Here is a 14,137-nt window from a genome sequence, read left to right on the forward strand (position 1 = left end):
TCCCACGCAGAGCGTGGGAACGATCGGCTGCCTCAGGTGAGCTCGAACGTGTCGGCATCCAGATTCGCCGGGAAACGCTCGCGATAAGCCGCCAGTGGTGCGGCCTCCAGCACGACTTTGAACACGCCGTCCGCCTCCCCCGCCGCCAGCAAGGTTTCGCCCTGGAAATCCAGCACCTGACTGTCACCGGTGTAGGCAAAACCCTTGCCGTCGGTACCAATGCGATTCACCGCCGCCACATAACAAAGGTTTTCAATGGCTCGCGCCGGCAACAGGCGATTCCAGTGCAAACGCCGCGCACCCGGCCAGTTCGCGGTGTACAGCAGCAAATCGGTGTCCTGTGCATCACGGCTCCACACCGGGAAGCGCAGGTCATAGCAGATCAGCGGACGGATGCGCCAGCCCTTGAGTTCGAACTGCACCTGGCGTTCGCCGGGGGTGTAATGGTTGTGCTCGCCGGCCATGCGGAACAGATGACGCTTGTCGTAATGCAGCACTTCTCCATCCGGCCGCGCCCACAGCAGGCGATTGCGGTGGCTGCCGTCAGCGGCCTGAATGATCACGCTGCCGGTAATCACTGCATCGAGTTTCGCCGCCTGAACCCGCAGCCATTTGCTGGTCGGGCCGTTCTCGGCTTCGGCGAGGGTCTCGGACTCCATCGAAAAGCCGGTGGTGAACATCTCCGGCAGAATGATCAGGTCCGCACCACGCGCCTGCTCCAGCAATTGCTCGAAGTGCTCAAGGTTGGCCTGGCGATCATGCCAGGCCAGGGTGGTCTGGATCAGCGCCAGATTGAGATCGGGTAACGCACTCAGATCGCGCATAGTTTTGCCGCCGCTTCACGCAGCGTCTCCTCGCGTTTGGCGAAGCACAGCCGCACCAGGCGCTGGCCTGCGGGTGGGTTCTGATAGAAGACCGATACCGGAATACTTGCCACGCCGTGCTCACGGGTCATCCACATGGCCATTTCGACGTCATTCAAGTCCGGGCGGATCTGCGAATAATCGACCAGCTGGAAATAGGTGCCGGTGACACGGCTGAAAGTGAAGCGCGATGGCGTCAGCAAATCGCAGAACAGGTCACGCTTGGCCTGATAGAAACCCGGCAGCTCTTCGACGTGTTCAGGGTGCTCGGCCATGTAATCGGCCAAGGCGTATTGCAGCGGTGTGACACCACAGAAACTGACGTATTGGTGCACCTTGCGCAGCTCGGCGGTCAACGCCGGCGGCGCGACGACGTAGCCGGTTTTCCAGCCGGTAACGTGGTAAGTCTTGCCGAAGGAGCTGACTACGAAGGCGCGCTGATACAGCTCTTCGTGCGCCAGCACGCTGACGTGCGGCACGCCGTCGAACACCAGGTGTTCGTAGACTTCGTCGCTGATCAGATAGATGTCGCGATCACGGATCAGCGCCGCCAGTTGATCCAGCTCGGCACGGCTGATCAAGGCGCCGCTGGGGTTGTGCGGGGTGTTGATGACGATCATTTTCGTGCGCGGACTCAGGGCCGCGGCGAGCTTGTCGAAATCAATGGAGAAGTCGTCCGGGTTCAACTGCACATGCACGCAACGACCGCCCGCCAATTCCGTCGCCGGTTCGTAGCTGTCGTAACAAGGATCGAACACGATGACTTCGTCGCCGCTGTGGATAACCGCCTGAATCGCACAGAAGATCGCCTGGGTCGCACCCGGCGTGACCGTCACTTCGCTGTCGGCATTGACCTGCACGCCATAACTGCGAGCGATTTTCAGCGCAATCTGTTCGCGCAGCGCCGGCAGGCCAGTCATCGGCGAATACTGGTTATGGCCACTGGCAATATGCCGACCGACCGCGTCACGCAGCGACTGCGGGCCGTCAAAATCAGGGAAACCCTGGGACAGGTTGATGGCTCCGGTTTGCGCCGCGAGCTGAGACATCTGCGTGAAAATAGTGATGCCGACATTCGGCAGCTTACTGGTGATCATCGGGGGTTCCCTGCTCAACACCCGGCTCTGACGACGGCGCGGGAGAGCCCGAGGATAGCCCATCCGGCGCCCATAAAAAAAGGGCGCCGGATGGCACCCTTCTCTCATTCGTACAACACCAAACACTGTGGCGAGGGGATTTATCCCCGTTCGGCTGCGAAGCAGTCGCAAACCCTATCAATGCGGAGTGCCTGTTACACCTTCGCCACAGGTTTTGGGGCCGCTACGCGACCCAACGGGGATAAATCCCCTCGCCACAAAAGCCCGTCAGCAAGCGGCGATTTACTTCTTGTCGCGGCGCTTTTTGTCGGCTTTCTTGCTGTGCGACATCATCCGACGCTTCCTGTTGACCTGGCGGTCGGTCAGCGTGTTTTTGTTGCCTTCGTACGGGTTCTCGCCGCCTTTGAACTCGATGCGGATCGGCGTACCGACCAGCTTGAGCACACGACGGTAAGTGTTCTCCAGATAGCGCACATACGACTTCGGCACTTTCTCGATCTGGTTACCGTGGATCACGATGATCGGCGGGTTGGCACCACCCAAGTGAGCGTAACGCAGCTTGATCCGGCGGTTGTTGACCATCGGTGGCGCGTGCTCGCCAACCGCGTCTTCGAGAATCTGGGTCAGACGGTTGGTCGGCCAGCGGGTGACCGCCGACTTGAACGAGTTCTGTACGGACGCGTAGAGGTTGCCCACGCCGGTACCGTGCAGTGCCGAGATGAAGTGGATGTCGGCGTAATCAACGAAGAACAGACGACGCTGCAGCTCGACCTTGACGAAGTCGCGCTCGCTCGGCGTCATGCCGTCCCACTTGTTGATCGCGATCACCAGCGCACGACCCGACTCGATGGCGAAGCCCAGCAGGTTGAGGTCGTGATCGACCACACCTTCGCGGGCGTCCATCACGAAGATCACCACGTTGGCGTCTTTGATCGCTTGCAGGGTTTTCACCACGGAGAATTTTTCGACTTCTTCGTGGATCTTGCCGCGCTTGCGCACACCGGCGGTGTCGATCAGCGTGTACTTCTCTTCATTCCGTTCGAACGGGATGTAGATACTGTCGCGCGTGGTACCGGGCTGGTCATAAACGATTACCCGGTCTTCACCGAGCATGCGATTGACCAGGGTCGACTTGCCGACGTTCGGACGGCCGATGATGGCGATCTTGATGCCGTCTTTTTCGCTTGGGCCAGGAATGCGCTTGGCTTCCTCGCCTTCGGCAACGATTTCTTCTTCGCCGTCTTCCGGGTCTTCTTCGTCTCTCGGGAAATCACCCAGGGCGATTTCCAGCATCTGGGTGATGCCACGGCCGTGAGCACCGGCGACAGGAATCGCGTGGCCCATGCCCAACGGAGCGAATTCAGCGCGGGCCATTTCCGGGTCGATGTTGTCGACCTTGTTGGCTACCACGTAGGAACGCTTGTTACGTTTGCGCAGGTGTTCGGCGATCATCTGGTCGGCGGCGGTGAAACCGGCCTTGGCATCTACCAGGAACAGCACGACATCTGCTTCTTCAATGGCCAGCAGCGACTGCTCGGCCATTTTTTCGTCCATACCGTGCTCGTCACCGGAGATACCACCGGTGTCGACCAGAATGTAGGAACGCCCTTGCCACTTGGCCTCACCGTACTGGCGATCACGGGTCAGACCGGACAAATCGCCGACGATGGCGTCGCGAGTCCTGGTCAGGCGGTTGAACAAGGTGGACTTGCCGACGTTCGGTCGGCCCACCAGGGCGATTACGGGAACCATGCGGCTCTCCACTTCGTTATTTCAGAAAATACAAAAGCCGCTGCGAGGCAGCGGCTGGTGCTCGGGGCAACACTGTGGGTGTTCTCTGTGGGGCGAGCCTGCTCGCGAAAAACGCCAAGGCACCGAGTTTATTCAGGCCGTCTGCGTAATCGTTGACGCCCATCGCGAGCAGGCTCGCTCCCACATCCACACTCACAAGTGAAGCTGCCTGGGGGTGTTAACCCCAAGCATAGTTGTTACTTGATGGTCAGGGCTTCCAGTTTGCCGCTGTTGCCATATACATAAATCGTGTCACCCACCACCAGCGGACGGGCACGCAGGCCGTCGCTGTCGATGCGCTCACGGCCGACGAAACGACCGTCAACCTGGCTCAGCAAGTGCAGATAACCTTCCAGGTCACCGACTGCAACGTAGCTGGAGAACACTTCCGGAGCCGACAGTTGACGACGAGCCAGCGAATCGTTGCTCCACAATGCTGTGGTGGAACGTTCGTCGACGCCTTCAACGGTGCCCGAGGACAGGCTCACGTAAACGCTGCCGAAACCCTGAGCAATACCGGCGTAGCTCGACGCATCGCGCTGCCAGAGTTGACGACCGCTTTCCAGATCCAGTGCCGCAACGCGACCCTGATAGCTGGCAACGTACAGCGTGCCGCCGGACAACAGCAGACCGCCGTCGATGTCGACCACGCGCTCCAGTTCCGAACGGCCTTGTGGAATCGCGATCCGTTGTTCCCACACCGGCACGCCGTTGGAAATGTCCAGAGCGACCACTTTGCCAGTCGACAGGCCAGCCACCGCGAGGCGGTTGGTGACGAGCGGCGCACTGGTGCCACGCAGGGTCAGGACGGCAGGCGTGCTGTCATAGACCCAGCGCTGAGTACCGGTGGAGGCATCCAGACCGATCAGACGATCGTCCTGAGTCTGCACCACCACGACGTCGCCGTTGTTGGCCGGCGGCGCGAGGACTTCGCTGTTCACACGAGCGCGCCACTTCTCTTCACCGTTGATGGTGTCCAGAGCAACGACTTCGCCACGCAGCGTACCGATCAGAACCAGACCGTAACCCACGCCAACAGCGCCGGAGACTGGCAGATCAAGATCCTTTTTCCACTTCACATCGCCGTTGCCACGATCCATGGCCATCACCACGCCGGTCACATCGGCCGCGTAGATGGTGTCACCGTCGATCGCCGGCACCAGCATGTTGTAGGTTTCGCCCTGACCGTCACCGATCGAACGACTCCACTGCTTCTGCAGAACCACTTCTTCTTTGAAGTCGGTCAGTTCGGCCGGTGGCAATTCTTTCTTGCTGTTGCTGCTGCAACCCGCGGCCAGAAGGGCCAGAGCCAGCAATGCTGCATGCTTCCAACGGATCACGTCACGCATCCCCTTTGGCCAGGTCGTCGAGCTTGATTTGAAGGCCACCGACCGCCGCTTCATCCGACAGTGCCGCCTTGGCTTTTTGATACGCCTTGTTCGCGTCATCGGTGCGGCCCAACTGCACCAGCAGGTCGCCCTTGAGTTCTTCGCGAGTGGCCAGGAACGCTTTGTCGGCGTCGCCGTCGAGCAGTTTCAGGGCATCTTCAGCCTTGTTCTGCGCGCCGAGCACCTGCGCCAGACGCTGACGGGCGATTTCGCCCAGCGCCGGGTTGGCCGGTTTGTCGACGATGGCTTTCAGTTCGGTCGCGGCGTCGTCCAGCTTGCCGCTGTCCACAGCCACTTTGGCCACGAACAGGCTGCCGTATTGCGCGTAGGCAGAACCGCCGAATTCGCTGTTGAGCTTGCCGGCCAGATCAGCCACGCGCGCTGCATCAGGCTTGCCGTCAGGCGTCAGCGTGGTTTCCAGCAGTTGCTGATAGAGCACCGAGGCGCCTTGCGACTGGTTGCTCTGATACTTGTGAAAAGCCTGCCAGCCGAACACGATGACCAGCGCCAACAGGCCGCCGGTGACCAGAGGTTTGCCGTTGCGTGTCCACCAGTCCTTCAAATCCGCCAACTGTTCGTCTTCGGTACTCGACACCCCAATACTCCTTAATCGCTAAATCGGCTGTTTGGACAGCTTCAACCCTGCACGACGCAGGTGGCCAGGTGAGCGGCGAGCGCATCCCAGGCAATGCTTTGTTGTTCGCCCTGGCCACGCAGGGGTTTGAAACCTACCACTTGCTGGGCCATTTCGTCGTCACCGAGGATCAGTGCGTACAGCGCACCGCTCTTGTCGGCCTTCTTGAACTGGCTTTTGAAGCTGCCGGCGCCGGCATTGACTTGCAGGCGCAGGTTTGGAAGTTGATCACGAACACGTTCAGCCAGGGCCAGACCGGCCAATTCAGCCTCTTCACCGAAGGCGCAGAGGTAGACGTCGACCTGACGGGAGATTTCTTCCGGGATCTGCTCAAGGGTTTCGAGCATCAGCACCAGACGCTCGATGCCCATGGCGAAACCGACGCCGGTGGTTGGCTTGCCGCCCATCTGCTCGACCAGACCGTCGTAACGGCCGCCCGCGCAGACAGTGCCCTGAGCGCCGAGCTTGTCGGTGACCCATTCGAAAACGGTTTTGCTGTAGTAGTCGAGGCCGCGCACCAGCTTCGTGTTGAGCACGTAAGGAATGCCGACGGCATCCAGACGCGACTTCAAGCCTTCGAAGTGTGCACGCGACTCCTCATCGAGGTATTCGGCCATTTTCGGCGCATCGACCAGCACCGCTTGAGTCTCGGCATTTTTCGTGTCGAGCACGCGCAGCGGATTGGTTTTCAGGCGACGCTGGCTGTCTTCGTCGAGCTTGTCGTGGTGCGCCGAGAGGTACTCGACCAACGCTTCACGATAACGCCCACGGGATTCGCTGGTGCCCAGGCTGTTGAGTTCGAGCTTGACCGCATCACGGATACCCAGCTCGCCCCACAGGCGCCAGGTCATGATGATCAGTTCGGCGTCGATGTCCGGACCGTCGAGATTGAACACCTCCAGACCGATCTGGTGGAACTGACGATAACGGCCTTTCTGCGGACGCTCGTGGCGGAACATCGGGCCGATGTACCAGAGTTTCTGCACCTGGCCACCGCCAGTGATGCCGTGTTCGAGCACAGCACGCACGCACGCCGCAGTGCCTTCCGGACGCAGGGTCAGGGAATCACCGTTGCGGTCTTCGAAGGTGTACATCTCTTTTTCGACGATGTCGGTCACTTCGCCGATCGAGCGCTTGAACAGCTCGGTGAACTCGACGATCGGCATGCGGATCTGCTTGTAACCGTAGTTATCCAGCAGACGTGCAACGGTGCCCTCGAAATAACGCCATAGCGGGGTTTGTTCGGGCAGGATGTCGTTCATGCCACGAATGGCTTGCAATGACTTGCTCACTTTAAATCCTTAAATTCGTTCGGCTCTTCAGTCAGGGTCAGCCGCGCGCAATTACGGCAGCGTCAGCTTCGACCTTTTCGGCCGCTTTCTGGCGGATCAGCTTTTCCAGGTGATCCACCAGATTTTCATTCGTCAGTTTCTGCGCCGGCTTGCCGTCGATGTAAATCAGGTTTGGCGTGCCGCCGGTCAAGCCGATATGGGCTTCCTTGGCTTCGCCGGGGCCGTTGACCACACAACCGATCACCGCGACATCCAGCGGCACCAGCAGGTCTTCAAGGCGCCCTTCCAGTTCGTTCATGGTTTTCACCACATCGAAGTTCTGCCGCGAGCAGCTCGGGCAGGCGATGAAGTTGATGCCACGGGAACGCAGATGCAAAGATTTGAGAATGTCGTAACCGACCTTCACTTCCTCGACCGGGTCGGCCGCCAGCGAGATGCGAATAGTATCGCCAATCCCTTCGGCGAGCAGCATACCTAGGCCCACGGCGGATTTCACTGTGCCCGAACGCAATCCGCCGGCTTCGGTGATGCCGAGGTGCAGCGGCTGGACGATTTCTTTCGCCAGCAAGCGGTAGGCTTCGACGGCCATGAACACGTCGGACGCCTTCACGCTGACCTTGAAGTCCTGGAAATTCAGGCGTTCGAGGTGTTCAACGTGGCGCAGAGCGGACTCAACCAGAGCAGCCGGGGTCGGCTCGCCGTATTTCTTCTGCAGGTCTTTTTCCAGCGAGCCGGCGTTGACGCCGATGCGGATCGGGATCCCGCGATCACGCGCAGCATCGACCACCGCGCGAACACGGTCTTCACGACCGATGTTGCCCGGGTTGATGCGCAGGCAATCCACGCCCAGTTCGGCCACGCGCAGAGCGATCTTGTAGTCGAAGTGGATGTCGGCAACCAGCGGCACTTTGACCAACTGCTTGATCTTGCCGAATGCCTCGGCGGCGTCCATGTCCGGCACCGAAACACGGACGATGTCGACGCCAGCAGCTTCCAGGCGATTGATTTGCGCGACAGTGGCGGCAACGTCATTGGTGTCGCTGTTGGTCATACTCTGCACAGCGATAGGCGCATCGCCGCCCACCGGCACATTACCGACCCAGATCTTGCGCGAGACGCGACGTTTGATTGGAGATTCGCCGTGCATGACTTATTGACCCAACTTCAGGCGAGCAGTCTCGCCACTGGTGAACGGAGCGATATCGACCGGCTGGCCGTTGTAGCTGACCTGTGCAGCGCGGGCAACACCCAGACGCACGCTGAGCGGTGGCTTGCCGGAAACTGATACGTTGTCGCCTTTATGCTTCAGGCCGCTGAACAACACCTTGCCGCGACCATCGGTAACCTGAGCCCAGCAATCGGCGTTGAACTGCAGTTGCACCTGACCGTCGCCAGCAACCGGAGCGGCCGCTTCTGCGGTGGGTGCAGGCGCAGCAGGAACGACTGGCGCAGTGACAGTTGGCGCTGGCGTAGCAGGAACGTTTGGCGCTGGCGTGGCCGGAGTGGCGACAACCGGCGCTGGCGTATGTACCGGAGCGGTTGGCGTAGCAACCGGTGCAGTTGGTGCGGTTACCGGGGCGACCGCTTCAGCACCGGTCGATTCAGCAGTGGTTTCAGACTGAGGCAGGGCCAGCGCAGTCGACGTATCGGCTTGATTCTCCTCGACAGCCTGGTCTTCCGGCTCATCGATCGGGTGAATCTGCGTCGTGCCGTCGGCACCCTCGACTTCAACGTGTTCAGGCGTCAGGCCGATCAGGTCCTTGGTCCGCAGCGAGGTCTGGTCCTGCCACCAGACGAAACCGCCGCCGATGACTGCAATCAGCAGCAACAAGCTGACGATGCGCAAGATGGTGTGGGAAACCCGCACCGGCTCTTCGATACGGCCGAGGGCGTGGACGTTGCTGCCCTGGGAATCGGTGCCGGTGGACTGGTCGAACTGCTGGACCAGAACGGTCTGGTCCATGCCGAGCAACTTGGCGTAGGCGCGAATGTAACCGCGAGCAAACGTGTGCCCCGGCAGCTTGTCGAAAGCGCCGGTTTCCAGATTGCTCAGGGAGGTCACGGTGAGGTTGAGCTTGAGGGCCACTTCGGCCAGCGACCAGCCATTGCTTTCGCGGGCCTGGCGCAGGGTCTCACCGGGATTAACGCGATTCGCTGCTACAACTTCGGGATGCGCCGCTTTCATCATTGCTCCGACAGGTATTGCTGATATTCCGGCGTACCGGGATAGAGTCGTTTTAATTGCAGGCCGTAACTGGCGGCCTTGTCGCGATCTTCAAACACTTTTGCCAGCCGAACGCCGAGCAATAGACTACGTGCATTTTGTTCGGTTAGCAGGCTGAAACGGTCGTAATAGTCACGTGCGGGCACATAATGCCTGTCTTCGAAGGACAACTCAGCCATTTCCAGCAAGGCACGTGGCTGCTGGCGGTTCAAACGCAGGGCCTTTTCCAGCTGTTGCTGCGCCAGATCACGCTGCCCCAGCTTCGAAGCTGTCATGCCGAGGTTCTCGAACACGCGCGAACGCTCAGGATACAGGGTATCGGCGGCGGCCTGTTCAAAACGCTCGTAGGCTTCCTTGTAACGCTGTTCTTCGTAGAGAAAACTGCCGTAGTTATTGAGGATGCGCGCATCGGCGGGACGGGAAGACAAGGCTTTGCGGAAATGCTCGTCAGCAAGTGCTGGCTCCAATTCGGCCTGAAACACCAGCCCGAGGGCCGCGTTGGCGTCGGGATCGGAGCTGTCCAGCTCCAGCGCTTTCTTCAGTGGAACCTTGGCCCGCTCGGTCATGCCTTGCTGCAAGTATCCCAGCCCCAGCTGCACATAGGCAGCCCGCGCTTCATCGCGGCCCTTGCTGGTCTTCATCGGGTTGTAGTCACCCGACAGGACACAACCAGCACACAGGCTGGCCAACAGCAACAGCAGCGCAAAGCGCAGGGACATAGAGATCCTCTCTTAGTTAGTGTTCGCGGCGTTCTGTGCCAGATCGCTGTCGGCGTTCAACTCACGCACGGCGATGTAACGTTCGCTGCGACGGGTGCGATCCAGCACCTGCCCTACCAATTGACCACATGCGGCGTCGATGTCTTCACCACGGGTAGTGCGGACAGTGACGTTGAAACCGGCCTGATGCAACTGATCCTGGAAACGACGGATCGCGTTGTTGCTCGGACGCTCGTACCCGGAATGCGGGAACGGGTTGAACGGAATCAGGTTGATCTTGCACGGAATGTTCTTCAGCAGCTCGACCATCTCGACGGCGTGTTCAACCTTGTCGTTGATGTCTTTGAGCAAGGTGTACTCGATGGTCAGCACTCGCTTCTCGCCCAAAGACGACATGTAGCGCTGGCACGACTCGAGCAGCATCTTAAGCGGATATTTCTTGTTGATCGGCACCAATTGGTTACGCAATGCGTCATTCGGTGCGTGCAGGGACAACGCCAGCGAGACGTCGATGTGCTTGGCCAGCTCATCGATCATCGGCACCACGCCCGAAGTGGACAGGGTTACGCGGCGCTTGGAAATCCCGTAGCCGAGGTCATCCATCATCAGATGCATGGCGGCGACGACGTTGTCGAAGTTCAGCAGCGGCTCACCCATGCCCATCATCACCACGTTGGTGATGGCACGGTCGACGGTTGCCGGGACACTGCCGAAAGATTTGTTGGCAATCCACACCTGGCCGATGACTTCGGCGGCGGTGAGGTTGCTATTGAAGCCTTGCTTGCCGGTGGAGCAGAAACTGCAATCCAGGGCACAGCCTGCCTGGGACGAAACGCACAAGGTGCCGCGCTTGCCCTGCGGAATGTACACGGTCTCGACGCAGCTGCCGGACGCCACACGCACCACCCACTTACGGGTGCCGTCGGTGGAGATGTCCTCGCTGACCACTTCCGGACCACGGACCTCAGCAATAACCTTGAGCTTGTCGCGCAAGGCCTTGCTGACGTTCGTCATGGCGTCGAAATCATCGACACCAAAGTGGTGAATCCATTTCATTACCTGACCGGCACGGAAACGCTTCTCCCCGATTGAGTCGAAGAATTTTTCCATTTCCTGTTGAGTCAGACCCAGCAGGTTGGTTTTTACAGTCGATGTAGTCATGGATTCACCTTCACTCTTAAGCCAATGCTTAGCGAGTGGTTACTTCAGTAGCTGCGAAGAAGTACGAGATTTCACGAGCAGCTGCGGCTTCGGAGTCCGAACCGTGAACAGCGTTGGCGTCGATGGAATCAGCGAAGTCAGCGCGGATGGTGCCGGCAGCAGCTTCTTTAGGGTTGGTAGCGCCCATCAGCTCACGGTTCAGAGCGATAGCGTTTTCGCCTTCCAGAACCTGAACAACAACAGGACCGGAGATCATGAAAGCAACCAGGTCGCCGAAGAAACCACGAGCGCTGTGCTCAGCGTAGAAGCCTTCAGCTTCAGCTTTGGACAGTTGCTTCAGTTTCGAAGCTACAACGCGCAGGCCGGCTTTTTCGAAACGAGTGGTGATTTCGCCGATGACGTTTTTTGCAACAGCGTCAGGCTTGATGATGGAGAAAGTGCGTTGAACAGCCATGGTGTAACTCCAGAAACGGTAATTTGCGAAAAATTAAACCCGCGAATTATACGCGGGTTCTTGGGTATTGCCTAACCTGCGAGGACGATCAGTCCAATTCTTCAGCCCAGAGCGTCTGAACCGCTTCCAACACCTTCTCGCCAACTCGACCAGAGGTATTGTCAAAATCAGGCAGCTCTTTGATCCATTGCTGCAGATCGACGAAATTGACAGAAAACGGATCTACACCCGGCTTGGCCTCGGCCAACTCTTCTGCAATACGTTGAACATCATTCCAACCGTAGCTCATGACAGTCTTACCAGTCAGTGCGGCGCTTCAGCCGCATGGTTAAGCGAATATTTCGGAATCTCGACGGTGATGTCTTCTTCACCGACGATGGCCTGACAGGCCAGACGCGATTGCGCTTCCAGACCCCAGGCACGATCGAGGAAGTCTTCTTCCAGCTCGTCGGCCTCTTCCATCGAGTCGAAACCCTCGCGGATGATGCAGTGGCAGGTGGTGCAAGCGCAGACGCCGCCGCAGGCGCTTTCCATCTCGATGTGGTGTTCGTGGGCCAGTTCGAGAATCGATGTGCCGGGCGCAGCCTCGACCACCATGCCTTCAGGGCAGAACTTCTCGTGGGGCAGAAAAATGACCTGCGGCATCAGATATCCTCGATTTCATTCAGATTGCGCCCCGACAGAGCGGCTTTCACCGTCAGATCCATGCGGCGGGCAGCAAAAGCATCGGTCACTTGCGACAGACGCTTGGTCTGCTGCTCGATGGCGTAACCATCAGTACCTTTCATCAGTTCAGCCAGTTCCTGCAGCTGCAGGTCGATGACCATGCGCTCTTCGGCGTCGAGCAAACGCTCGCCATCAACCTCCAGAGCACCCTGCACAGCTTCGATCAGGCGCTGGGCATCGACTTGCTGCTCGCGCAGAACGCGGGCGACTTTATCGTCATTGGCATGCTGGAACGAATCTTTGAGCATTTTGGCGATTTCGCCGTCGGTCAGACCGTAGGACGGCTTGACCTGAATGCTCGCCTCAACGCCCGAACCCAGTTCACGGGCAGAAACACTAAGCAGACCGTCGGCATCGACCTGGAAGGTCACGCGAATTTTCGCCGCACCCGCCACCATCGCTGGAATGCCACGCAATTCGAAGCGCGCCAGCGAACGGCAGTCACTGATCAGCTCGCGCTCACCCTGCAGGACGTGGATCGCCATGGCTGACTGGCCGTCTTTGTACGTAGTGAAATCCTGTGCGCGAGCGACGGGGATGGTGGTGTTGCGCGGAATCACCTTTTCCATCAAGCCACCCATGGTTTCCAGCCCCAGGGACAGCGGAATCACGTCGAGCAGCAGCAGTTCGCCGCCATCGCGCTTGTTGCCAGCCAGGGTATCGGCCTGAATCGCGGCACCAATGGCCACCACTTGATCCGGGTCGATTTCAGTCAGAGGTTGACGACCGAAGGCTTCGGCAACGGCTTCGCGAACACGCGGCACGCGCGTCGAACCGCCAACCATGACCACAGCATGTACGTCGTCAAGCTCGATGCCGGAATCGCGAACGGCACGGCGGCAGGCTTTCAGGCTGCGCGCGACCATTGGCTCGATCAGCGTATCGAAGGCTTCACGGGTCAGCGGTGCTTTCCAGTCGCCGTAAGCCACTTCAACGCTGGCCGCATCGGTCAGGGCTTCTTTGGCCGCGCAAGCAGTTTGCAGCAGATTGCGTTGTGCGCCCGGATCGAGATCGGCGGACAGGCCCGCGCTCTCGATGATCCAGCCGGCAATCGCGTGATCGAAGTCATCGCCGCCCAGCGCGCTGTCGCCGCCAGTGGCCAGAACCTCGAAAACACCGCCAGTCAGACGCAAAATCGAAATATCGAAGGTACCGCCGCCGAGGTCATAAATCGCGACCAGGCCTTCAGCGTGCTGATCCAGACCGTACGCCACAGCGGCCGCAGTCGGTTCATTGAGCAGACGCAGCACGTTCAGCCCGGCGAGTTTTGCCGCATCTTTGGTGGCTTGACGCTGAGCATCGTCGAAGTAGGCCGGAACGGTAATCACCGCGCCAACCAGTTCGCCGCCCAACGTCGCTTCAGCGCGCTGACGCAGCACCTTGAGGATATCGGCGGAGACTTCGACCGGGCTTTTCGGGCCTTGCACGGTGTCGATGAACGGCATGTGCGATTCGCCACCGACAAAGCGGTATGGCAGTTGCTCGCCCAATTGCTTGACGTCGGACAGACCACGACCCATCAAGCGCTTGACCGACAGCACGGTGTTCAAGGGATCGGAGGCGGCAGCCAGCTTGGCCGACTCGCCGACTTCAACGCGATCAGCGTGATAACGCACAGCGGACGGCAGGATGACCTGCCCGTTTGCGTCGGCCAACGGCTCGGAAAGACCACTGCGCAACGCAGCGACCAGCGAATTGGTAGTGCCCAAGTCGATACCCACAGCCAGACGACGCTGGTGCGGTTGAGGACTTTGGCCGGGTTCGGCGATCTGCAGTAGGGCCATCGTG

At 59.5% G+C, this 14,137-nt stretch carries 14 protein-coding genes; all 14 read right to left on the reverse strand.

The window, feature by feature from the left end; translation table 11 throughout:
* Window positions 1-32: 32 nt before the first annotated feature.
* The gene (locus tag QOL84_RS28395) at window positions 33-824 is read right to left on the reverse strand and encodes an amidohydrolase (RefSeq protein ID WP_283439372.1); all 792 of its coding nucleotides are present in this window, start codon (window positions 822-824) and stop codon (window positions 33-35) included.
* Window positions 812-1,960, reverse strand: a complete 1,149-nt coding sequence (locus QOL84_RS28400) for a pyridoxal phosphate-dependent aminotransferase (RefSeq protein ID WP_283439373.1) — start codon at window positions 1,958-1,960, stop codon at window positions 812-814. The genes QOL84_RS28395 and QOL84_RS28400 overlap by 13 nt, the downstream gene beginning before the upstream one ends.
* Before the next feature lie 282 nt (window positions 1,961-2,242).
* Window positions 2,243-3,712: a ribosome biogenesis GTPase Der gene (der, locus tag QOL84_RS28405; protein WP_129395380.1), complete on the reverse strand. Its 1,470-nt coding sequence runs from the start codon at window positions 3,710-3,712 to the stop codon at window positions 2,243-2,245.
* Window positions 3,713-3,948: 236 nt separating this feature from the next.
* The gene (bamB, locus tag QOL84_RS28410) at window positions 3,949-5,100 is read right to left on the reverse strand and encodes an outer membrane protein assembly factor BamB (protein WP_129395382.1); all 1,152 of its coding nucleotides are present in this window, start codon (window positions 5,098-5,100) and stop codon (window positions 3,949-3,951) included.
* A complete protein-coding gene (locus QOL84_RS28415; RefSeq protein WP_283439374.1) occupies window positions 5,093-5,734 on the reverse strand; it encodes a YfgM family protein in 642 nt (213 codons plus the stop codon). The genes bamB and QOL84_RS28415 overlap by 8 nt, the downstream gene beginning before the upstream one ends.
* A gap of 41 nt (window positions 5,735-5,775) precedes the next feature.
* Window positions 5,776-7,065, reverse strand: coding sequence for a histidine--tRNA ligase (gene hisS / locus QOL84_RS28420; protein WP_283439375.1), 1,290 nt, complete (start codon window positions 7,063-7,065; stop codon window positions 5,776-5,778).
* A gap of 37 nt (window positions 7,066-7,102) precedes the next feature.
* Entirely contained in the window at window positions 7,103-8,212 is a 1,110-nt protein-coding gene (ispG, locus tag QOL84_RS28425; protein ID WP_042560922.1) for a flavodoxin-dependent (E)-4-hydroxy-3-methylbut-2-enyl-diphosphate synthase, read from the reverse strand.
* 3 nt (window positions 8,213-8,215) lie between these two features.
* The gene (locus tag QOL84_RS28430; RefSeq protein ID WP_283439376.1) at window positions 8,216-9,250 is read right to left on the reverse strand and encodes a RodZ domain-containing protein; all 1,035 of its coding nucleotides are present in this window, start codon (window positions 9,248-9,250) and stop codon (window positions 8,216-8,218) included.
* Window positions 9,250-10,008 carry a type IV pilus biogenesis/stability protein PilW gene (pilW, locus tag QOL84_RS28435; RefSeq protein WP_283439377.1) on the reverse strand — a complete coding sequence of 253 codons (759 nt, stop codon included), beginning with the start codon at window positions 10,006-10,008 and terminating at the stop codon, window positions 9,250-9,252. The genes QOL84_RS28430 and pilW overlap by 1 nt, the downstream gene beginning before the upstream one ends.
* A gap of 12 nt (window positions 10,009-10,020) precedes the next feature.
* The gene (gene rlmN / locus QOL84_RS28440; RefSeq protein WP_008084652.1) at window positions 10,021-11,169 is read right to left on the reverse strand and encodes a dual-specificity RNA methyltransferase RlmN; all 1,149 of its coding nucleotides are present in this window, start codon (window positions 11,167-11,169) and stop codon (window positions 10,021-10,023) included.
* A 28-nt stretch (window positions 11,170-11,197) separates the two neighbouring features.
* Window positions 11,198-11,623: a nucleoside-diphosphate kinase gene (gene ndk, locus QOL84_RS28445; RefSeq protein ID WP_007916882.1), complete on the reverse strand. Its 426-nt coding sequence runs from the start codon at window positions 11,621-11,623 to the stop codon at window positions 11,198-11,200.
* 88 nt (window positions 11,624-11,711) lie between these two features.
* Window positions 11,712-11,912 carry a Fe-S cluster assembly protein IscX gene (gene iscX / locus QOL84_RS28450; protein ID WP_008084655.1) on the reverse strand — a complete coding sequence of 67 codons (201 nt, stop codon included), beginning with the start codon at window positions 11,910-11,912 and terminating at the stop codon, window positions 11,712-11,714.
* Between the two features lie 14 nt (window positions 11,913-11,926).
* Window positions 11,927-12,268, reverse strand: a complete 342-nt coding sequence (gene fdx, locus QOL84_RS28455; RefSeq protein WP_007916885.1) for an ISC system 2Fe-2S type ferredoxin — start codon at window positions 12,266-12,268, stop codon at window positions 11,927-11,929.
* Window positions 12,268-14,133 carry a Fe-S protein assembly chaperone HscA gene (gene hscA, locus QOL84_RS28460; RefSeq protein ID WP_283439378.1) on the reverse strand — a complete coding sequence of 622 codons (1,866 nt, stop codon included), beginning with the start codon at window positions 14,131-14,133 and terminating at the stop codon, window positions 12,268-12,270. Before hscA ends, fdx begins: the two co-directional genes overlap by 1 nt.
* Window positions 14,134-14,137 lie beyond the last annotated feature (4 nt).

The sequence above is a fragment of the Pseudomonas helmanticensis genome (genome assembly GCF_900182985.1).
Lineage (GTDB): Bacteria > Pseudomonadota > Gammaproteobacteria > Pseudomonadales > Pseudomonadaceae > Aquipseudomonas > Aquipseudomonas helmanticensis.